The sequence below is a fragment of the Gracilibacillus sp. YIM 98692 genome (genome assembly GCF_010993965.1).
GTDB lineage: Bacteria > Bacillota > Bacilli > Bacillales > Amphibacillaceae > Gracilibacillus.
Map to the genome: position 1 here is coordinate 98,886 of NZ_WIXM01000004.1, position 20,085 is coordinate 118,970.

Sequence of the window (20,085 nt, forward strand, 5' to 3'; positions counted from 1 at the left end):
ACGTGATCTTAAAAAATAATAGAGGGAACAACGGTCTTCATACAGAGGGCGTTATTATTCCCTATCGTGTATTTGAACAATTTTGCCAAATTGAAAAAGAATACCATTCCAAAAAAACCTATACGATCGTACAAAATGGTGAGCCACGAACACGGCAATTGCATCGCATTACAAGCAGCGACCTACAATGTTTAACCATTTTACATAAAGTCTGTACACCGAAAACTGGTGTCATAGCAAATGTAAAAAAACATAGTATCTTTAAAAAATTAGAAGAATACTTTGAAAAATCGATTGTCGCTTCTGAGTTTTATGCTAGTCTAGAAAAATTACTCTATCATGGCATCATACAAGCAACTTATGACAAAGATACAGACTTATACACATTTAAAATTACAGATTACATAGATGAAGAAGGAAAAACAGGCTTCTTAGGTGTTTTATCACCTGTTGTTTTTACAAAACCTTTTTATAATCTTAGTATTGGCCAAAAAAAATTATTTTATTCTTTGTCCATTCAAAGTGGTGGTCATTACCGTCCGTTACACCGTTCTTTTGTTGCAAAAGGGAAGCAGGATATTCAATATCGTTTAAAAGACTTTGTTCACAGACGTGACACTTATCATGTGAAACAGATGTTAGATGGCTTAACCAAAACCTCCTATAATGGAATACCTTTTTTGGAAAAAGTAACCTATAAGAAAAAAGGAAAGCAATATGTACAAGCTACATTTACATTACATAAAGAATGGGTTTATAAAGTGGAAAATAGAGACTATCACGATTTCATTGATCCAGTCGTTGTTTATCCTAAAAAGGCATCTTTTATTGAACGGATATTGCAGCAATTTGGATTAGGAGAGATTACGACCCTTGATTACCGCACAGAGTTTTTAAGAATGATCCGCTTTTTTCGGAACAAAGGTTACCGGATGGTACGGCACGCATTAGGAGAATTAAAATCATTTGTGCTTACAAATTATACATACCCAAAAAACATTATTGGTTTTATTAAATCTGTGTGCCGTTCTAATATAGAAGCAACTATCATGGACCTTGCGAAACAGAACAAAATAGTAAATTGGATTGCAGCTGGTACGAACGATCCGCTTGAAAAAGAAGAACGGGAGGCTTCCTTCCTTTCTGTTACAAGCAATTTTTCCATAAAGAAATTAAGACAAGCCTTTCGCAGTGCTCGCACAGCTTTACTTTCTAGATTTGCGATGCCTGTACGAAATCGTTCTTTAGATGACTATAAATCGATTCCAGCTCTCGATCATGTTCCTGGTATTGAAGTGGTACGACAAGCTGCACACCGTCGACATTGCGATATAGAAGGATATCGTCAGTTGGAAAAACAGTATCAACGTACACTCATTGATTGTTTGGTACAAGGACATGACACTAAACCGCATATAGAAACCTTATTGGAAGAGATAGAAAAGCTAGACGAATCACCATATGAGGCTACGACTCCTCACACTTTTCGACTCGAGTATTTTTTAATCGAGCATGGATATCTCCCTCCAGTAAGATGATAGCAACCCTCTTTTTTTTAAATGACCAAAAAGAGGGCTATTAGTCGTGGGTTCAAACAGTATACCTATTTCTCATACAACTGCTATGATCTTTTCTTTCTACATCCTTTGGCAAAAAGGGTGTTCTTTTAAAAGTATTATTCATATAAAAACAAAAATCATTTAGTGGATAATGTTTATATTGGGGAACATGTGAATATATACGCTCTGTTTTTGGTAAATTTTGTGTGTTTATTTCCCCTCTATATGTTGTGGATAAATTGTTTTGTTTTTCTCGTTTTTTCTGCTTCTATCTATTTGTTTTTATAATGGCATTTCATCCGCTTGGTTTTTGTTTTTGATCGTTGATATATATCCAAATCCTTTTATTATCAATGGGTTTGCTGATTTGTAATAGTTCTTAGTTTTTAATAGCATTTGTATATACTAGACTTTAAATGGGGAATGATTATCATATCCATTATTTTCATTTTTTTCAGTTGACGAACCATCCTACTTATGATAATGTTTTATCCATAGGTTGATTTTGTATTCTTTCCAAATTATTTGTGTAGCAAATCCCGCTAACCACAAAAAAGGAAATATATACAGATCCCATCCTGATCGGTAAGGATGGGATAACCTTCACTAAACAAATCCATAATTCAAACGGGAAACCCCCGAAAAGATCATGAACACGTTTTAGGAAACGTGTGCTTTGTGATTTTTTCGGGTTTTTTTTTGTTTTTTAGGAGTGTGAAACCATGAATCGCAAAATTTTATTAGCAGTGGGTGATCCAACCTATAGTCAGATCCTAACGGATTATATTCAAGTCGAAAGCGATGCCTTTCAACTATCAGCGCAAGAAGTGATGCATTATCAGTATATGGAGGAATTAATTGAAACAGAACAACCAGATATCTTAATCGTTCATGACTATTATCTTCCGAATACTATTCCTTTTGGAAAGGAAAGAGAAAAAGAGTGGTTAAATTATTTCGAATCACTTCGAACGCGTTATGATGATCAATTACGTATTGTGTTTCTATGTGAAAGAGAACGCCAAGACCCTTTTTTACGCCAATTAGTCAACGCCAATATATTAGATATTTTTGAAACCAACAAAATTAATATGGAGGAATTCATTGAACAATTAAAAGACCGTCCTCGTTATGCTAGAGTAGCCAAATTTAAAGCCAACACTTTATCACATCCCGCCAAGAGTGATGAAGATGCAGAAGATACATCTATGGATGAACAAGCTGCAGATGAAGAAATAGCAGACGACAAGGATGTTCAAGATTTAGAAAACGAACCGAAAGATACATCCAATCAACAAAAGAAAGAAAAACCAGTTGTTGAAAAAGTAGTTCAAAAAAAAGTAGTTAACAAACAAGTGGTGAAGCGTAGGTACAATGTACAGATAACAAATGAAGTGGAAAAAGTGGTCGGTGTACCGGTGGAGAAGAAGTTAATTTTAATAGGGAGTCCTTTTCCGAGAAGTGGTAGCACCTTTATTGCCCACCTATTAGCCGAAAGCTTACGTGATTTAGATGTACCTGTTACCTATATAGAAAGTCCATATAGTGTGCCTTACACCTTTGACCGTTTTTATGGACAAAAATACACATCGAATTATTACAGCAAATTTTATCAATTTACGAATGACTTAGATCCGGAACAAGATATTCAATTGAATTGGTCCGTTGAAGGGGTAGATATGATTAGCAAACATCCAAATAAGGAGTCCATTTATACGGAAAATGATATTCCCTTTGAGACATTTATGAAATTACTGTTATCCAACCAATCTACCGTCACGATTGTAGATGTTGGAACGGATTGGTTAATCGATGTGTATCGGGACCTAGTGGATATTGCAACGGATATTCATATGGTAATGGAGCCAGATATTAGCAATATGCAATACATAGACGATCCAGATAATCATCATATGGAATATTTTCGTGAGTTATTCCAGTTGCATAAAACCAAATTGATTGGCAATCGATTTAACCAAGACATTTTGAAGAATCCAGTCATGAAAGACTTATATAAAGATCAGTTTATAACAACCTTTCCAGCTTATCCATCTAGCTTGTTATTTCAAGCGCAATATGAAGGGGTGTTTGCTAAAAAGACTTTACAGCAATATGATAAGCGAACACAGAAGAAAAGAGGGAAGGCATTAATAGACAAACAATTAGAGCCCATATTAGATGGATTAGTGCCCAAAGAACTCACCAATCAAAAGCAAAGTTTCTTTAAAGGGTTATGGAACAAGAAAATCAGAGTAAGTAAGCAAACTTAGGAGGACGGTATATGTCACCAAAAGTAAAAATTATGGTAAGTGTGATATTAGCATTAATATTAATAGCTTTTATACCTATCTATGACCTATATATAAAAGGGAAAATCGATAGTGTAGAAGTAGCTGTAGTGAAGCCAGGAGTGGAAATTGCACCTACAGAAAAGATAACGAAAGATAAAATCACCGTTGAACGTAGGAGAAAGCAGGACTTAATTGATGAAGTCATATACCCAGACGATATCCCCTCCATTATTGGATACGATGCAGCAGATTTAATGGTGGGCAATGCGATGATTTCCTCGAAAATGATAGATTATGATGGGTTAATCCCAGATGAATCCAAAGGGGAATCTATTCGTCCTATTGTAGATGAAATGATATATGCCAAGCCAGGGAGTTTACGTAGAAAAGATACCGTTGATATGTATATCGTCAAAGGCAAAAAGGTTGATGGGGAATCCAATTCTTCCTCTCATCAAGTCGTTTCAAACCATGACTCAGGAAATAGTGATCCTATAAATACGGAAGAGATGGCTGAAGAAGAGAAAGCAGATTTGGGTTTATCGGATCCAATTTTAACTAATGTGAAAGTTGTGTATGCCAAAGATTCCTCTAACCAAGAGGTAACCAATACAGAAGGAAAAAGCACTTCTGAGTCAGATAGACTACATGCAACAGGTACCATTTCCAACCTAGAAGTTATTCTGAATGAAGAAGATTTTCAGCTTTTAATGGAACATGTTGTAACCAATAACGATCGATTATATATCACTTACAATTAAGTTTTTGTAGAAAGGGGGAGCAGGCTAAATGACAAAAATCGGCATTATCAGTAACAAAAGTAGTTATAAGGAATATTTTTCACAACAAGATCCTTCCTTTGAAGTAGAAATGCTTACTTCTTATAAAACCACACACACTATTGATCTATTATTTGTGGATGGAAGAGTGATACATCCAAGTGAATTAGAAGATATAAGGGAATATCATACAGACATCCCCATTTTCTATCAATTTTATGATATGAAAAGCGATCTATTAACACAGAATATTAAGCGAATTTGTATTGCGCAACAAATAGAAGCGATACACGAACGACTTACGGTGTCACAGGTGGTCGAGAAAATTCATCGTTACATCATGCAAGAATCATTCGGGGAAGAAAAACGAATTATTAGCTTTTTTGGAACCCATAGCGGTTCAGGAGTTAGTACTACTATTTTTAGTATTGCACAAGCGATTGGAAGACAAATAGAAGGAAAGGTATTAGTGTTAAGTCTCAATGCGTGGGACCCAGCAGACTATTTTCATATTTACGAAGGGGAGTATTTGAATGACTTAAAAGTCGAGCTAAAAATGGGACAGCTGACGTCAGACCGTTTAATAGAGTCTGTTACGGAAGTCGATAACTTCTTTCATCTAGCTGGAAATCGGGATATTAAATTACAGAGGTACTACACAGATGAAGAGATACAGCATCTATTACAGGTTGCAAAAGAGACATTTGATGTTGTTCTGGTCGACGGCGGAACGCATTTTGACACTGCTAATGCTATTCAATCCTATGTAAATAGCAATATACGATTTATCATAACGAATCAGGATGATAAGGGATATCGAGGTTATTTCCCTCACATCTTTCAACAACTCATCGAACCTTCGGGAGGAAAGAAATCAGATTTTCTTTTAATTATCAATCAGTATCGACCTGAAATGCAATTGATTAATGAAAAGGATTTAGAGGATGAATTAGAAATTCAACGTATTTCTACCATTCCTGATTTAGAGCCATTAGGTGCTATTGCGATTCGTCAAAAAAAATCTCTCTATCATTTAGCGGATATAGGTTATCGCAAAGAAATAGAAAGAATTGCTAAGGTCATCATCGCGGAAGCACAGTTAAGAGTAAAAGAAACAGTAGATACCATAGGGCAAGAGAAAAAACAAGGGATCTTAGGAAAATTATTTAATAGAAAGAGCCAGGAGGAAACAATATGGTGAATTCTACAAAACTTGCATTTCATGAAGCTATTGAGGACATTGAATCGAAACTACAACTGAAGAATAAAAAGCCTTATGACCCTTCGAAATGGTTAAGTAAGCAAGTAGAAACAGAAGGTCCCATTACGACAACTTTTGCTCGGAAGAAATCATTCGATAACATCTGTCAGACCGTTTATAAAAGCCTTAAAAGTGTCTTTAATGATGAGGATACTACCGATCAAAAGAAGGATGAATTCCAATTACAGTTACATCAAGCAGTTATCGGTAATGAACAGGCACGTCAATATTTCATTAATCAGATCACCAACATCTTAAGGAAGAACAATATAACCTCTGATGATTATCCACATTTCTATGATTCTTTATCAGAGGCTATCTTTCAAGAAGTATATGGGGTAAGTATTCTCCATAAATGGGAGAAGTACCCAGAAAGTGAAGCGGCTGTTATACGGGGAACCGAGCTTTGGATCGATATAAATGGGCAATTTGTTAAACAGACCGAGTCTTTTTCCAGTTTAGATGAAGTCAACCGTGTCACTCGTACTTTTATGAATCGAACCAAAGAAGCGGTTATCAACGAACAGTCACCAGAACTGGAAATCGAAAGGGAAGATGGCAGTCGTATTACCATGATTGTAAAACCACGTTCCAGGACCAATTATGTGATGTTTCGACGGTTTATTGTAAAGGATATATCGTTAGCCGAACAAGCAAGGCTAGGAACAATTCGGGACATAGATATTCCGCTTTTTCAAGCTTTATCCCGTACCATGCCAAATACGATTTTTGCAGGTCGTGTCCGTTCCGCTAAATCTACTTTTATGAAAAGTATGATTCGTGAGAGACCATCTGAGTTTGTAGTAGCAGCAATGGAGAAACACTTCGAATTACGCTTGTCAGATCAATTAAAGGACCGACTCGTATTTGAAATTCAAGCAAAAGAAGGCGATCTTCACCAAGCTTTACCCCGCCTTTTACGGATGGAGCATGATTATATCGTGATAGGGGAGATTCGTTCCCTTGAAACAGAAGCGTATTTACAAGCTTGTGAACGTGGAGAGCGTGGAGCCGCTACAACGTATCACTTAACGGATGTAGAACATGTAGTTCCACAAATTACTCGACACATACTAGATGAGTTTCCTAATCGTCAGTTTGATAACGAACAAGAGAGGGTGGCCCGTAATGTCGATTTGATCATTACCATGAGCACAGATAGAGATCGTCGAAGAAAACGAGTGATTGGTGTGACAGAGGTCGTATGGGACGAAGAACAAAGGGCTTATCGGACAGTGGATCTGATTCGTTATAGTTCCGTCACGAATCAATACTATTATTCTTCTTCTATTTCCAAGCGTTTATTACTTCTAATGGCTGAAGAAAATGAAGAAGAAACGAAAGCATTGGTGGAGCTTTTACGAGCAAGAGAAAATGAGTCCCCTATGAGTACGTATAAGCAAATACAAGACAACATTTTAGAATTGATATTAGGAGAAGAGTAAACATGAACGTATTTTATCAATGGTTTTTAGGGAATGGTATTTACTATTTACTGTATACCTGTTACGCCATCATTGTGTTACTTCTCTTGAAATGGATGATAGAGTTACCCGTTTCGGAAAAAGCAAGGCAATGGCGCTATCGTTTGCAAAAACGAAAAGGCAATCAATATGGGAAGGAACAAAAGAAAATTAATTCTCATCCAATAGCTCAACATATTGTTTTATTAATTAAGACAACAAGTACAGGGCGAGATAAGATGGATGTTACTTCATTCTTGGTTTTAAGTGGCTTTTTATTTATCGTTCCGTTTAGTTCTATCCTTCTCATGTATCATGATCTGTTCTTTGCATTATTTGCCGGATCCTTACTTGGGTTGATCCCTTATATGATTCTGCATATTCGATTACGAAAATTACGTTTTGTCGTAGGGGAGTCCTTCTTGAATCTTATACAAGACTTACATCAACAGTATAGTGCCAATCAACACAATATTCTTTATGCACTTCAAGAGACTCAGAAATACATTCGGGAAAAAGCATTAAAGCAAGTGATCATGAATTTATTATATGACTTACAAACTGCTCGAAATGAAAAAGAATTGCGTGAGGCCATTCAAATATTTGTTTATGCTGCGGGTACAAACTGGGCTAATCGATTAGGAAATATTATTTTGAAGGCTTATTTGAACAATGAAGATGTCTTGAGAGGGTTATTAAATTTGTCCAAGCAAATGGAAGATACCGAAGAAATGTTGGAAGAAGAAAAGTCACATGCATTAGACGCTGTATTAAATGGTTATTTAACACTCCCCGTTTGGGTAGGGGGCCTTCTGCTAGGTTATTACATGAGTGGTCCTCAAAGTTGGTGGGAACTGCAATTTGGACATGAATGGAGCTTAACAGCATTTATTTTAAGTAGCATTGGGGTCATTTTCTCTATCATGATATCCATGATTTTGAAACGTCCTAAAAATGACCTGTAAGGTGGTGGTAGTGTGTACGATGTATGGTTCTTCAAGTTTATTCATGTTCTGTTCTACGTGATAGGTATAACATTAGCTCTTACATCGAGTGGTCTTTTATATGCTGGTTTGTCTTCTCGTACCGAGCGGTTACAGCATCGCTTACGTATTAAGCAAAGTTGGCAAGCAAGTTCCAAAGAATTACAAGAAAATGCGAAGGCGTCCAAAACGGAACATCGGTTAAAATTAGCAGGTTATCCATTAGGCTTAAATGCTATCCGCTACTTATCTATTTATTATGGCTTATTTTTGTTTTTAGTACTGCAGTATGTAGCTCTTCCTATCGTTCAAACTGGAAGTTTTAATAGATGGATTGCGTTATTCATAATCATTTCAGCTATTGTCTTACATCCAAAGGTACCAAAATTACTATTTCATCAAATGACGAAGAGATTAATTGATTATCAAAAAGCCAAGAAAAACGCAGAAATCTTTCTATTATATGATCTTGTCACGATTGAACTAGAAACGATGAAGAACCACCGCGTTAATACTTATAACATGCTACAGGATTTAAAAAGTAGCTTTCGGATCATCGATCATGATTTAAATGAGTTATTGAGTGATTGGAATATTAAAAAAGGGCCCACAGCAGCATTAACCCAATTTGCCGATAACATTGGAACCAAAGAAGTTCGTTCATTGGTTGGGGTCTTAAAAACATTAGATCAATCGGATGTACAAACGGCTTTAGAATCTTTGCTTAGTATGCGAGATATGTTTGTTCGATCTCAAATTGAAAACTATCGAAGGCGACGAAAAGTAGTCACCGACTTAACTTCAATTCCTATAAAAATCACACACTTTATCATTCTTTTAAATGTGATTATCATCGCTGTGGTTATGACGTTAGGTTACTTAGATATGAATCAACTATAAAGAGAAGGAGATAAGGATGAATACCTCCATATCAAAATTTATGAAAATAGCGATAACAGTGATTGTGATTGGAGCCTTTGTTTTGGGGGCTATGTATGATGATATGAAAGATGTTTCGGATGTCATCGCCAATATTTTGCAACGATCTAATGGGGGTGGCTAGGATGAATAAATCAATCAGCACTTTTTTATTACTAGCTTTTACAGCTATTGTGATGTTTGGTTTAGTTGGTTACCTCTTTACTGAATTACAAGATACCAATCAAAACCATCAAAAGGTAATTCATGTAGAGATTGATTGAAACAAAGGAGAATGGTATTGAATACTACTTTATCGAAATTCATGAAGATCAGTATTACCGTTTTGACAATTGGATTATTATTATTTGGCTTTTTATATGACGTCATGGAAAGAGAAACAACAGAAATTCAAAACTATAATGACGATCATATGTTAGATGAGTTTAAATAATGAAGGATCTCCTTAAAAACACATCTATATGTTCCAAATAGGAGTTTTCCTTCTTTATTATAAATTAAATAAAAACTATTAGGAGGAGATTATTACATGAATACTACTCTAGCAAAGTTTTTAGGAATAGGGATTACAGCACTAACAATTGGTTTACTACTATTTGGATTTGGTTTTGGAATGGCTGAGAAAGAGACAGCTGAATACGAAACGGATATTGACGCTGTAAGTGATGATCTACCGGCTAGTACCACAAACACACCATAAAAAGCACTAAAATTGCTTTTTACTATAATTTATTTATCTTGAAGGAGGTGACTTGTATGAATACTACTTTAGCAAAGTTTTTAGGAATAGGAATTACAGCACTAACGATTGGTTTATTACTATTCGGATTTGGTTTTGGAATGGCTGAGAAGGAAGCAGGAGAATATGAAGATGATATAGATGCAGTGACTAATGATTTACCTGCTAGTACCACGAACACCCCATAAAGGAAAGAGTAGCAGTTGGATTTCCAACTGCTCTCTTCTAATTAAAAGGTAAAGCAGTAAAGGAGATGTTGTCATGTCGACTACTTTAGGCAAATGGCTCACGTTGTTTATCACATTAACGATCATGTTTACTCCCATTTTAGCTTATATTGATAGCATGCATCGGGAAGCGGTGGAGGTTGTGCTGCAAGAAGGAGCCAAAAAGGCAGCGATAGAAGGATATTTTACACCAGGCATTATAGATGATATGAAACAAGAGTTGGTGGATCGATATAACTTTGATGAGAGTACCATTAATATTACTGCAACAGATACATTACAACAAAGAGAAAATCACCTGGCAGCAACGATAGAAGTACCCAGAGGTCCAATTTTTCTATTTAATGTATTTAACAATGGGCCTGATACAATTAAAAAATCGACAACGATTATGAGTGAATATATTAACTAATAAGTAAGAGGGGATTCCAGTATGTCGGAAGCTTTACGCACGATTTTTTTAGTGATGCTATTCGTTGGTATCATGACTATTCAAATGAATATGGATGCAGATAAAACAACCGCTAGACAACTGAAAAACATTCTGGAGTTAGCGACACATGACGCTGCGCTTGCCCTTGATGAGTCACAGTTATCCGAAGGAAGAATCGTGTTTGATCAAGTGCAAGCGAAAGAATATTTGAAAGAAAGTATCACTCATAATATGAAGGTAGATAACGTATTAGGTGATCAGGAAATTTATCAACCAGCTGACGATAGTTATTATCATGATTCCTTATACATAACGGATATGATCTTTTTAGATGATCTAAATATTTCCTCTTTTCCTTACCATTACACCAATGCTTCATATGGTATAGATACTATCATCAACGGCCCGACCATTTTTGTGGTTGGATCGATTCAAAGTCCTCGTTATTTTGCCGGTAATGGGGTCTTGATCGAAAAAACGGTCATGTATGAATACTTCCAATATTAAATCCCTCTATATTCTTAAGAAAACTATTATGAGAAAACGGAAATGTGACGGAAGCGGACATGTATTAACAAGGCAAAATACTTCCCTCTTGTTAAGAAACAATAAAGTCGTTATATGTTATAAAGTTTTTAAAAAACTCCAGTCATGCTTTCAACAAACGGGCCAGATTGCTGAAGACCAAATAGCTTCCAGACACCTGTAATTTCTAAAGTTATCAGGTATCCTTATAGACAAACCAATCCCTATGAATGGGGAAATAGGAACAATTTCAAGTGGTTATATAATGAGTTTAAAATAGGGGGTATATAATTGAAAACTGAAGAGCTAAATGATATAAACTTGTTAAGGAAAAAGGTTTATTGTAGTAAATGTAATCGAAATACTAATCATGGGATTATATATAAACATAAAGAAGAGGAGTATATACCAGAAGGGAATTTTTACATTCTTGAGGAATACTACATAATAAAATGTATGGGATGTGAAAATGTTGCCTTTGCAAGTGACTATGAAGATAGTAATACAGCGCGCGGCTGGTACGATGAAGATTTAAATGATTGGATTGAGGTGGATTTACTAACCGTTTATCCAGAAAAACCAAAAAAGTCTAAAAGACTACCTTCTAGGCTTATAATGAAAAACTATGAATTTATACCGGGAGAAGTTAGAGGACTATATAAACAAATTTTAAATGCATATAAAGATGAATCTTATCTTCTTTGTGCAATTGGTTTAAGAATGGTCATTGAAGCAATCTGTAAAGACTTAAAAATTAAAACCGGTCTTGTTTATTCAGAAAAAGAAAAAAAGAAAATAAGAAGGGATAATATAGAGGGGAAAATCAATGGTTTAGCAGAGAAAGAGGTGATTTTGGATAAACAAGCTGATATCCTACACCAAATACGAAAATTAGGTAATAAATCTACACATGATTTTAAAGTCCCAAAGAAAAATATCCTTGATCAAGCCTTTTACATAATAGAAACTATATTTCACTTGGTATATGAAATTAGGAAATTCAATATATTACCAAATGAAAGTAAACACAAATGAATGAGGTCTAACAAACCTTAATTATTAAATGATAAGGTCTTATAATTCTGATGTTGAGTAAAATAGCGCATTAGGTATACGCCTAAAGCTCAAAAGGCGCTTTATCGGATGTTTGGTTGTTGATTGTATTATCACTTAAGAATGTAAGGGGATTATAAAATGGCAGAGAATTCTTTTCGCGTCGGATTACTTAAAAATGGACTGGATTTCATCCTTTCTTCTATAAGTTACCTTACAGAAGGGTTTGGTGATTCTGATTTAAAATATGGAGTTCTTCATTTATCAGCCGGGGTGGATTTGATTTTTAAACACAGATTATCAAAAGAACACTGGTCATTAATTTTTCAAGATATCCAGCAAGCAAACGGGGATAAATTGAAAACTGGTAGATTTAATAGTGTAGACTCAGCAACTTGTATAAAAAGGCTAGAAAATATTTGTAATGTTTCGTTTGCAGAAAAGGAGACCCAACAATTAAGAAAATTAAGAGAAACAAGAAATCAGTTGGAACATTTTTATACAACAGAAGATTCAAGACCTATCCAATCACGAGCAATTAAAGTAATGAATCTTATTTTGGATTTTGTAAATAAACAAATCGAAAGCGAGGACATTGACGGAGATATAAAAGACCTGCTAGAAACACTTCGTTATAGTTTACGTGAATTTGAAGACCTTGTTGATGAGCGAATGAAAAAGATTAAAAACCAGTTAGATACTTACAAGGATATTACAGCTGTTACTTTCTGTCCGGCATGTTACCAACAATCATTAGTTATTGATGATGGTCCTTTTTGTTTGTACTGTGGCAACAGAGGAAAAGGATCCGAAATAGCAACACATTATATTGAGGAAATTTTAGGAATCAATCAATATAGGGTTGTTAAAGATGGTGGGGAGTTTCCGCAGTATCTGTGCGAAGACTGCGGTGATGAGACCCTCGTATACACTTTGTCAGAATTCGAAGATACTGCTTGGATCTGTTTTTTATGTGGTATTAGCCATGATGAAGGACAGATTGGTCAGTGTATTTCATGTGGACAAGTATATGCAAAAAATGAAGAGGATATTGGCATGTGTGGAAATTGTATAGATAATAGGATTAGTTAGCCTACTGTAACGCCAATACTTTCTTATATTAACAGCACTAGATGGATTTTCAGCGATCTTGAGTATGGCTATTTTCTATAGATCTTACGCTTAATTATTGTTTCTTTAATAATAGCCCTAATACCGCAAAATAGGGCAAATTGATCTTCTCCAAACAGGCGTGACCATGTAATAATGATTTTGTATCCTTTTTGATGGTTCTGGCAAGGCTGAAGGATTAATATAAAAGGATATATGATTTGTAGTTTTATATTTATTTCTAGGAAAGTTCTTTTGTAATTCACGCGGGTATTACCAATTTTGTCACTTGTATCTATTCCCTTCTACAAAAAACTGTAATTCAATAGTTTAATATCTTTAGAATAAGAAAGAGTTTATGGAAGAAACCAATTTATAAAAAATATTAAAAAACGTACAAAGTCCCTAAAATATTGGTTTAATAGTGGTGTTGATAGTGTTGTTAACAAATAACTGGTAAAATTAAATACATCACTAATAAAGGGGTATTCGGATTATCGTGTAGAAAACAAATTTTATTTAACTGTAGCTTAGAATATCATAAGTCGGATTATAGTGTGGAAGATTCGGTTTAAGTTGAATCTTCCACTTTTTACTCCAAAACAAAGAAAGTTTGCTTTTAGGTACTACTTTAGATATTCTTTGCCCTAGAAGTTTTACGCTTTTACAATACTAGGGGAAGTTCAATATAAAATGTAGTATTTTCTTTTATAATGCTCTTGGCGTATATTTTACCTTTATGTTGATCAATGATTTCTTTGGCTATAGCTAAACCAAGACCGTAGCCTCCATATTTACGTGCACGGGATTCATCAGTACGGTAAAACCTGTCAAAGATCTTTTCTAGATGGTTTGCTGAAATGCCTTCACCGGTATTAGAAACCAATAAAACAATGTTATTATGATGCTTTTTAAGAGTAATGTTTATTAACCCATTTCCATTTGCATATTTTAAGGCATTATCCAGAAGTATCATCACAACCTGTTTGATTTGGTCGCTATTACCGCGAGTCACCAAGTTAGGCTCTATTTCATAATGAAGTGAAATGTTTTTCTCAAAGATTACACCTTCCATTGTTAGTATGACACTTTCAACCGCTTCACTTAGATTGAATTCCGAAAAAGTCGTAATTATTTCAGAATGGTCCACTTGAGTTAGATATAAAAGGTCATTTGTCAGCTTAGTCATTCTTTCAGATTCAGATTTGATATAGTGAAGCCATTTTATCTGATTCTTTATGGTATCTTGTTCATTGGATAAGAGGACATCCACATTGGTGTCTATAATGGAAAGAGGTGTTTTAATCTCATGGGAGGCATCGGCGATGAACTGCTTCTGTTTGTTAAAAGCTTCCTTGATTGGGTGAATGGCTCTATTTGCAAAAAATTTACTTGTAAAGAAAATAATAATAAGCATGAGCAATCCAACAACTAAAAATGTATATACTAAATTCATTATAATGGCTTGTTGAGATGTGATATCAAGAAATGTTATCATGTACCCTTCAGAAACAGGCTCCACGGTAAAAGCCCAATCGTTTTCATCCAACTTGAATTTGCCTGTGTCTTTGTTTTGAGTTAATGCTTCTTTTTTTGCACTTTCATAAAAATCAAGATCTACATCGAATATAGATGCAACATTTGTAATATTCCATTGTTTATCTGTCATTACAATAAATGAAACAGAATGCTCGGGGGAACGCGTAGAATGATCTATCTGTGAATCACCAAATTCGGGCCGTGTATGACCGGGGCTTCCATCGAGCTGGTGAAAGTGCTCTGAAATTCTATTTAGCTGCATGTCTATATCGGAATGCACGTTTTCATATGTGATGAAGTAAATAGACGCAAAGGAAATGAGCATCATAACTGAAATGATTACCAAATTCAGAATAAGAAATCGATTTCTTAGTTTCTTAAACACTATGACTTCACCTCCAAAACATACCCAACCCCTCTAATTGTCGTGATGGACACAGATGAATTTAGAAAAACCAATTTTTTTCTCAAAAAGGAAATATACACCTCAACGTTATTATACTCAACGTCAGAATCGTACCCCCAGAGCTTTTCAATAATCATTTCTTTAGATGTAATGGTGTTTTTCCTTAATATAAGTAGTTCTAATAATTCGCTTTCCTTTAATATAAGCTTTAGTTCCTTGCCGTTTTTTGATGATAACTTAAGATTTGTTGTATTTAATTGAATATCACCGAATATTAAAATATGATCCGGAGAAAGCTCACCTCTACGTCTTGTTGCCGATCTTATTCTTGCCAGCAACTCTTCTGTTGAGAAAGGTTTAGCCAAATAGTCATCGGCGCCGCTGTCCAAGCCTGTAACCTTGTCGGATATTCCTCCCTTAGCTGTCAGCAGAATAACAGGTGTTGAGATTCCTTCTTTTCTTATATGTTTCAATGCCGTGATACCGTCTATTTCTGGCAGCATAATATCCAATATGATAAGGTCGTATATACCGCTTAAAGCGTGATCCAGTCCCAAGCTGCCGTCATGAACAGCATCAACGGAATAGTTATTGTTCCTTAATATTTGTGTTAAAGCTTCTGAAAGATGATGTTCATCTTCTACGATTAATATTCTCATTTGACTACAATCCTTTCTATGCATTCAACTTTGCTGAGGAAGGCTTTTTTTTATGCCAATTATAGCACGCAAATCTTTAATGAACCTTAAATGAAGCTTGTTAATTTTATTTCAGATTCATTTAAGGTTTCACGTATAAAATGAAAAGCGTGAAAGAGAAACAAACAAAGAAAGGAGCTTAATATTAGGATGAATAAATTACAACACTCGAACAGTAATACTAGCAACTCTCTCGGAAAATCACGATGGGAGAAAGTCTTTAAGTTCTTCGGAATATGTGTTGTTTTGCTATTTGTTGGCTCTCTCCTCTTTATGCTACTCTTCGGCGGTGATGGTCAAAACGACGGCAATCACGGAGGTGGTGGGCATGGAATCGTCAGTGAAGAAGAGCAGGGTCATGGTAATGGTGAGCATGGCACTCGCAGTGGTGAGAGGGACCACGGTGGTGAGGGGCACTAAGAGACCATGAAAACAAAGAGGAGGATATCTCTATGAGAAAATTGATAAGTAAATTATTTTTACGACGAGCGACAGAGGACATATCCCCCAATACCAGAGGTTTCTCCGGAACACCCCGATTGGAGAAGGTCTTTAGGATCAGGAACATCGGAATCGCCATGGTCCTTCTGTTTGTTGGATCGTTGCTTTTTAAGTTGTTTTTTGAAGGTAGTGAGCAGGGCCACGGTGGTGAGCAGTCCTTTTTCCTCACAGGAGCCTCCTTACTCGTCTTGACTAGTGGCTACCTTATGCTACTTGCTATTTGGGCAGGTCTGCGCCGCAATCGGCTCTTCCTGCTCCGGCATGTGGTATCCGCCACGGCCATGTGGTTCCTCGTAGTTCTGTATCTTAATGCCTTCGGCGGCTTCGGATTCAACATCCACAGCTGGAATCGGTCATTTGCCAACGCTTCTGTTGTCCTGTACGCGGTGACGCTCGCAATCGGCCCCCTCGCCCGACTTTGGCAGTCAGCCACCCAAGCATTGGTATGGCGTAGGGAGATGGGCATTTGGGCGACCATCGCGGCTGCCATACACATAGGTATATTCTGGGAAGGAGCCTACGGCTGGTCAGGTTGGCGAAGCTTCTTCTATCCTGGGCGAGGCGAAGCGGACACGCTAATCGGAGGGGGAGCTATCAACATTGCAAACGTCGTCGGGCTGGTCGCTCTCGTCTATGCCATTGTCTTGGCGATCACTTCTAACGATGCTAGTCAGCGCTTGCTCAAAAGCGGTTGGTCATGGATCCAGAAAAGATCAACCACGATGTGGTTCTTGGTACTACTACACACATGGCTCTTCGCGTACTACATCGAGGGATTTGTGTTCACAATCAACACACTCTGGATCAGCTTCTGGACAGTGCTTCTTCTACAGACGGCGGCATTTATAAAGACCGTTTGGTTCCGTCGACGAAAACGATAAAAGGTAATGTGAGTAGTGAACGCACGGAGACTGTTTCTCTCCGGCTCCCGAATAGGAATTGAAAATAGGATTTAGAATTATCGAAATGCTAATATACACTGCTATACTTGATTTGTACACTTTGATTGTAAAAAAGGGAGGAAACACAATGAATAAGTTCCGAAACTCCAGTAACGATAATGGCGAAAAGTCGACCGAGAATCAGCCACCAGGCATGCCACGCTGGTTGAAGGTTTCTGGGATCATCGCAATTGTCTTTGTCCTACTGTTCGTTATTATGCATCTCTTCAGTGGTGGAAAAATGGGTCCTGGGAGCCATATGCCTGGGGGTGCTTCTGCCGGACAGATTAAGCAAGAGGTGGTTGGAGAACAGAAACCGCCCAGAGGTGGCTACTGATGATTATGAGACCCGCACTACGCAAGTTCGCACTGACCGCGCATATTGCTTTCTCAGTGGGGTGGATTGGTTCGGTCATTGCATACGTGGCTCTTGCCATTGCTGTTCAAGCTAGTCAAGACGCTCAGACGGTACGTTCCGCTTGGATCGCGATGGAGTTAATCGGCTGGTATGTTATCGTCCCGTTGGCTCTCACCTCTTTACTTACCGGGATTGTAATGTCTTTGGGCACACCGTGGGGTTTATTCCGACATTATTGGGTTCTTATCAAATTGTTACTAACGGTCTTTTCCACCATCGTCTTGCTGCTGCACATGCCATTAGTGAGCTCATTAGCTGACATAGCAGCAGAGACGGATTCCGCCGGTCTCAGTAGGTTGCCGAGTGAACTTTTCCACCCTGGGGTAGGCTTGCTAGTGTTGCTGATTATCGTGACACTGTCGGTGTACAAGCCGCGGGGCGTGACCCGGTACGGGTGGCGTAAGCAGCAGGATCAGCGTAAGGGATCGCAGCCATAGATGCAACAACACCATACTCGGTATTACTAGTACAGCAGACAAAAATTTATGCTTAACAGGTCAAAAGTTTTCTTCATTCACAAAGTTTTTTGGATTAAACAACCTACTTACTAGAAACAGCCGCATTTAACATAGAAATGCGGCTACAAATTATTGACTTTATTTAGGATCATACCATTCAGATAAGTTGGTATCCAATACCAATCCAATAATTGAAAGGACAGGATAATGACAATCAATATACTAAATCTTCCTAGCTTAAATATTATAGATATGACTGAGAGTGAGGATGATTACAGATTCCTAGTGGAGACGACATCTCCATCTCCCTCATACTGCCCAAAATGCGGTACGGTTCCGAACTTATATAAGCATGGTAAGAAGAAGCAGCTATTCTTTGATTTGCCCATGCATGCTAAACGGGTAGGCATATATGTGAAACGGCAGCGTTATAAGTGTCGTGAATGTAATGTAACATTCTTTGAACACTTACCTGATATGGATGAAAGTCGTTCAATCACTAGACGATTGATTAAAAAGTAGGGTACCAAAGGCACCCTACTTTTCTATTAACAGCTACTGTCATATTGTCATATTTTTAGAAAAAAGACAGAGAATTACTATTAGATTCGAAGGTACTATAAGAATAGCCTTAATCTTAAACCATTCAAGGTATTATTTTAAACTATGATTCGAATAATAAATTAAGTGAAATCATAGATCCTAGTGGAAAAACTATTTCATATGGTTATTCTTTTAGTGGATTAACGATTACCTAACCAGATAACAAGGAATCCACGTTTACATTTGACTCCAAGAACAACCTAAAATAGGTATTCACTCTATTGATGGTTATGTTGAGGAAGGCAATGGTTTTTCAGAAAATATGAATCTATCTCAAAGAGCAAACTTATCCCTATTAATTAAAAGATCGTGTGAAAATGACTCCAGCTATGATTTGTAAAATAATATGGGTATGAAGAAAGTGCAATGGTGCAAAAAAGATAGAGATATCCAAACCTAATAAAATGGAAAGAAGATTAACTGGAAAAATGCTAAATAGAATTAGGATAATGGAAAAAGAGAAAGATAATAAATTTATTTTCAATTTTTTCCACACATAAAAATCTTTATTGACCAGTAATATTCCAAGAAAAATTCCCATTATACTAACTTTTAGATTAGAGAAAAATGCTTCTTCCAATCTAAAACTTTTCATTTCTCGTGTGTATTGTTCATATGCATTATCAATAAATAAAACTATGAACAAAATAACCATGATTCTGATTATTAAATAAATATAAGTCCGACTAATGATTTCCACTCCTTTACATAATAAATAAAAACCAAAAGCCATGAATATAATCCATAGCTTTTGATTCGTCTAAAGTTTTTAATCTATAGAATCACTATCCAAAAAGCTTTTGTCCGGCTTACCCCAGGAACCATCCGGTTTATCTGCAAATTTTCCTTCTTGGTATGCCTTTCTATTTTCGTTACTCCCTAAATAGATACCAATTCTCCTTTCTATCTCTGCTTTTCTTTCATTTAATTCTCCCTGTGTAGTTTCAATAAGCACATTTCCTTCTGGGCCAATTATCCTAACCTTAGCTTTTTTAGATAATTTAGGATCAGTTTTTATTTTATCTTGATTATTTAATATCCATTCTTTATCTTTACTATGATCACTAAAATTCGCAGCACCTACCGCACTGCCAACAATAACGATACCACTTATAAAAACTAATATAATTGAAAAAGCTTTTAATTTTGTCATAACTAT

The 20,085-nt window shown here is 36.3% G+C and carries 24 protein-coding genes; 21 read left to right on the top strand and 3 right to left on the bottom strand.

Features of this window, described 5'->3' with window-relative positions:
• Nucleotides 1-2: 2 nt before the first annotated feature.
• The 16 genes from GHD00_RS06225 to GHD00_RS06300 all read left to right on the top strand — a co-directional run bounded on the left by GHD00_RS06225 (nt 3) and on the right by GHD00_RS06300 (nt 13,344).
• A complete protein-coding gene (locus GHD00_RS06225) occupies nt 3-1,538 on the top strand; it encodes a hypothetical protein (RefSeq protein ID WP_163537290.1) in 1,536 nt (511 codons plus the stop codon).
• A 743-nt stretch (nt 1,539-2,281) separates the two neighbouring features.
• Nucleotides 2,282-3,829, top strand: a complete 1,548-nt coding sequence (locus GHD00_RS06230; RefSeq protein ID WP_163537291.1) for a hypothetical protein — start codon at nt 2,282-2,284, stop codon at nt 3,827-3,829.
• A gap of 11 nt (nt 3,830-3,840) precedes the next feature.
• Nucleotides 3,841-4,611 (top strand): hypothetical protein, encoded by a 771-nt coding sequence (locus GHD00_RS06235; protein ID WP_163537292.1) that lies wholly within the window; start codon nt 3,841-3,843, stop codon nt 4,609-4,611.
• Between the two features lie 28 nt (nt 4,612-4,639).
• Nucleotides 4,640-5,830 (top strand): CpaE/TadZ family protein, encoded by a 1,191-nt coding sequence (locus GHD00_RS06240; protein ID WP_163537293.1) that lies wholly within the window; start codon nt 4,640-4,642, stop codon nt 5,828-5,830.
• Nucleotides 5,824-7,335, top strand: a complete 1,512-nt coding sequence (locus tag GHD00_RS06245; protein WP_163537294.1) for an ATPase, T2SS/T4P/T4SS family — start codon at nt 5,824-5,826, stop codon at nt 7,333-7,335. The genes GHD00_RS06240 and GHD00_RS06245 overlap by 7 nt, the downstream gene beginning before the upstream one ends.
• 2 nt (nt 7,336-7,337) lie before the next feature.
• Entirely contained in the window at nt 7,338-8,318 is a 981-nt protein-coding gene (locus GHD00_RS06250; protein ID WP_163537295.1) for a hypothetical protein, read from the top strand.
• A gap of 12 nt (nt 8,319-8,330) precedes the next feature.
• Nucleotides 8,331-9,236: a hypothetical protein gene (locus GHD00_RS06255; RefSeq protein ID WP_163537296.1), complete on the top strand. Its 906-nt coding sequence runs from the start codon at nt 8,331-8,333 to the stop codon at nt 9,234-9,236.
• 16 nt (nt 9,237-9,252) lie between these two features.
• Complete coding sequence (locus GHD00_RS06260; protein WP_163537297.1) at nt 9,253-9,399, top strand: hypothetical protein; 147 nt, start codon at nt 9,253-9,255, stop codon at nt 9,397-9,399.
• Nucleotide 9,400: 1 nt separating this feature from the next.
• Nucleotides 9,401-9,538, top strand: a complete 138-nt coding sequence (locus GHD00_RS06265; RefSeq protein ID WP_163537298.1) for a hypothetical protein — start codon at nt 9,401-9,403, stop codon at nt 9,536-9,538.
• Nucleotides 9,539-9,555: 17 nt separating this feature from the next.
• Nucleotides 9,556-9,708 (top strand): hypothetical protein, encoded by a 153-nt coding sequence (locus GHD00_RS06270; RefSeq protein ID WP_163537299.1) that lies wholly within the window; start codon nt 9,556-9,558, stop codon nt 9,706-9,708.
• 96 nt (nt 9,709-9,804) lie between these two features.
• On the top strand, nt 9,805-9,975 hold the full coding sequence (locus GHD00_RS06275; RefSeq protein ID WP_163537300.1) for a hypothetical protein: 171 nt from the start codon (nt 9,805-9,807) through the stop codon (nt 9,973-9,975).
• A 56-nt stretch (nt 9,976-10,031) separates the two neighbouring features.
• Nucleotides 10,032-10,202, top strand: coding sequence for a hypothetical protein (locus GHD00_RS06280; RefSeq protein WP_163537301.1), 171 nt, complete (start codon nt 10,032-10,034; stop codon nt 10,200-10,202).
• 73 nt (nt 10,203-10,275) lie between these two features.
• The gene (locus GHD00_RS06285) at nt 10,276-10,653 is read left to right on the top strand and encodes a hypothetical protein (protein ID WP_163537302.1); all 378 of its coding nucleotides are present in this window, start codon (nt 10,276-10,278) and stop codon (nt 10,651-10,653) included.
• A 21-nt stretch (nt 10,654-10,674) separates the two neighbouring features.
• Nucleotides 10,675-11,181, top strand: a complete 507-nt coding sequence (locus GHD00_RS06290; RefSeq protein ID WP_163537303.1) for a peptidase M23 — start codon at nt 10,675-10,677, stop codon at nt 11,179-11,181.
• Between the two features lie 309 nt (nt 11,182-11,490).
• Nucleotides 11,491-12,234 carry a DUF4145 domain-containing protein gene (locus GHD00_RS06295; RefSeq protein ID WP_163537304.1) on the top strand — a complete coding sequence of 248 codons (744 nt, stop codon included), beginning with the start codon at nt 11,491-11,493 and terminating at the stop codon, nt 12,232-12,234.
• 159 nt (nt 12,235-12,393) lie between these two features.
• Complete coding sequence (locus GHD00_RS06300; RefSeq protein WP_163537305.1) at nt 12,394-13,344, top strand: hypothetical protein; 951 nt, start codon at nt 12,394-12,396, stop codon at nt 13,342-13,344.
• 682 nt (nt 13,345-14,026) lie between these two features.
• Here GHD00_RS06300 and GHD00_RS06305 read toward each other — a convergent pair.
• Nucleotides 14,027-15,286, bottom strand: a complete 1,260-nt coding sequence (locus tag GHD00_RS06305; protein WP_163537306.1) for a sensor histidine kinase — start codon at nt 15,284-15,286, stop codon at nt 14,027-14,029.
• Nucleotides 15,286-15,966: a response regulator transcription factor gene (locus tag GHD00_RS06310; RefSeq protein ID WP_163537307.1), complete on the bottom strand. Its 681-nt coding sequence runs from the start codon at nt 15,964-15,966 to the stop codon at nt 15,286-15,288. Before GHD00_RS06310 ends, GHD00_RS06305 begins: the two co-directional genes overlap by 1 nt.
• Nucleotides 15,967-16,155: 189 nt before the next feature.
• On the opposite strand from GHD00_RS06310, the gene GHD00_RS06315 reads away from it, so the two are divergent.
• The 5 genes from GHD00_RS06315 (at nt 16,156) to GHD00_RS06335 (ending at nt 18,845) form a co-directional block, all read left to right on the top strand.
• Nucleotides 16,156-16,425 (top strand): hypothetical protein, encoded by a 270-nt coding sequence (locus GHD00_RS06315; RefSeq protein WP_163537308.1) that lies wholly within the window; start codon nt 16,156-16,158, stop codon nt 16,423-16,425.
• A 32-nt stretch (nt 16,426-16,457) separates the two neighbouring features.
• Nucleotides 16,458-17,387 (top strand): hypothetical protein, encoded by a 930-nt coding sequence (locus GHD00_RS06320; RefSeq protein WP_163537309.1) that lies wholly within the window; start codon nt 16,458-16,460, stop codon nt 17,385-17,387.
• A gap of 148 nt (nt 17,388-17,535) precedes the next feature.
• Nucleotides 17,536-17,784, top strand: a complete 249-nt coding sequence (locus GHD00_RS06325) for a hypothetical protein (RefSeq protein ID WP_163537210.1) — start codon at nt 17,536-17,538, stop codon at nt 17,782-17,784.
• Nucleotides 17,784-18,302, top strand: coding sequence for a DUF2269 domain-containing protein (locus GHD00_RS06330; RefSeq protein WP_163537310.1), 519 nt, complete (start codon nt 17,784-17,786; stop codon nt 18,300-18,302). The genes GHD00_RS06325 and GHD00_RS06330 overlap by 1 nt, the downstream gene beginning before the upstream one ends.
• Before the next feature lie 228 nt (nt 18,303-18,530).
• Complete coding sequence (locus GHD00_RS06335; RefSeq protein WP_240468618.1) at nt 18,531-18,845, top strand: transposase family protein; 315 nt, start codon at nt 18,531-18,533, stop codon at nt 18,843-18,845.
• An 850-nt stretch (nt 18,846-19,695) separates the two neighbouring features.
• Here GHD00_RS06335 and GHD00_RS06340 read toward each other — a convergent pair.
• Nucleotides 19,696-20,079 (bottom strand): hypothetical protein, encoded by a 384-nt coding sequence (locus tag GHD00_RS06340; protein ID WP_163537311.1) that lies wholly within the window; start codon nt 20,077-20,079, stop codon nt 19,696-19,698.
• Nucleotides 20,080-20,085 lie beyond the last annotated feature (6 nt).

Excerpts from the sequence above, each read along its gene's own strand:
- GHD00_RS06280 (WP_163537301.1), top strand. The coding sequence starts at position 10,032 with ATGAATACTACTTTAGCAAAGTTTTTAGGAATAGGAATTACAGCACTA.
- GHD00_RS06310 (WP_163537307.1), bottom strand. The coding sequence starts at position 15,966 with ATGAGAATATTAATCGTAGAAGATGAACATCATCTTTCAGAAGCTTTA.
- GHD00_RS06300 (WP_163537305.1), top strand. The coding sequence starts at position 12,394 with ATGGCAGAGAATTCTTTTCGCGTCGGATTACTTAAAAATGGACTGGAT.
- GHD00_RS06335 (WP_240468618.1), top strand. The coding sequence starts at position 18,531 with ATGACAATCAATATACTAAATCTTCCTAGCTTAAATATTATAGATATG.
- GHD00_RS06285 (WP_163537302.1), top strand. The coding sequence starts at position 10,276 with ATGTCGACTACTTTAGGCAAATGGCTCACGTTGTTTATCACATTAACG.
- GHD00_RS06325 (WP_163537210.1), top strand. The coding sequence starts at position 17,536 with ATGAATAAGTTCCGAAACTCCAGTAACGATAATGGCGAAAAGTCGACC.
- GHD00_RS06340 (WP_163537311.1), bottom strand. The coding sequence starts at position 20,079 with ATGACAAAATTAAAAGCTTTTTCAATTATATTAGTTTTTATAAGTGGT.
- GHD00_RS06320 (WP_163537309.1), top strand. The coding sequence starts at position 16,458 with ATGAGAAAATTGATAAGTAAATTATTTTTACGACGAGCGACAGAGGAC.
- GHD00_RS06315 (WP_163537308.1), top strand. The coding sequence starts at position 16,156 with ATGAATAAATTACAACACTCGAACAGTAATACTAGCAACTCTCTCGGA.
- GHD00_RS06260 (WP_163537297.1), top strand. The coding sequence starts at position 9,253 with ATGAATACCTCCATATCAAAATTTATGAAAATAGCGATAACAGTGATT.
- GHD00_RS06265 (WP_163537298.1), top strand. The coding sequence starts at position 9,401 with ATGAATAAATCAATCAGCACTTTTTTATTACTAGCTTTTACAGCTATT.
- GHD00_RS06275 (WP_163537300.1), top strand. The coding sequence starts at position 9,805 with ATGAATACTACTCTAGCAAAGTTTTTAGGAATAGGGATTACAGCACTA.
- GHD00_RS06240 (WP_163537293.1), top strand. The coding sequence starts at position 4,640 with ATGACAAAAATCGGCATTATCAGTAACAAAAGTAGTTATAAGGAATAT.
- GHD00_RS06250 (WP_163537295.1), top strand. The coding sequence starts at position 7,338 with ATGAACGTATTTTATCAATGGTTTTTAGGGAATGGTATTTACTATTTA.
- GHD00_RS06235 (WP_163537292.1), top strand. The coding sequence starts at position 3,841 with ATGTCACCAAAAGTAAAAATTATGGTAAGTGTGATATTAGCATTAATA.
- GHD00_RS06290 (WP_163537303.1), top strand. The coding sequence starts at position 10,675 with ATGTCGGAAGCTTTACGCACGATTTTTTTAGTGATGCTATTCGTTGGT.
- GHD00_RS06330 (WP_163537310.1), top strand. The coding sequence starts at position 17,784 with ATGATTATGAGACCCGCACTACGCAAGTTCGCACTGACCGCGCATATT.
- GHD00_RS06230 (WP_163537291.1), top strand. The coding sequence starts at position 2,282 with ATGAATCGCAAAATTTTATTAGCAGTGGGTGATCCAACCTATAGTCAG.
- GHD00_RS06245 (WP_163537294.1), top strand. The coding sequence starts at position 5,824 with ATGGTGAATTCTACAAAACTTGCATTTCATGAAGCTATTGAGGACATT.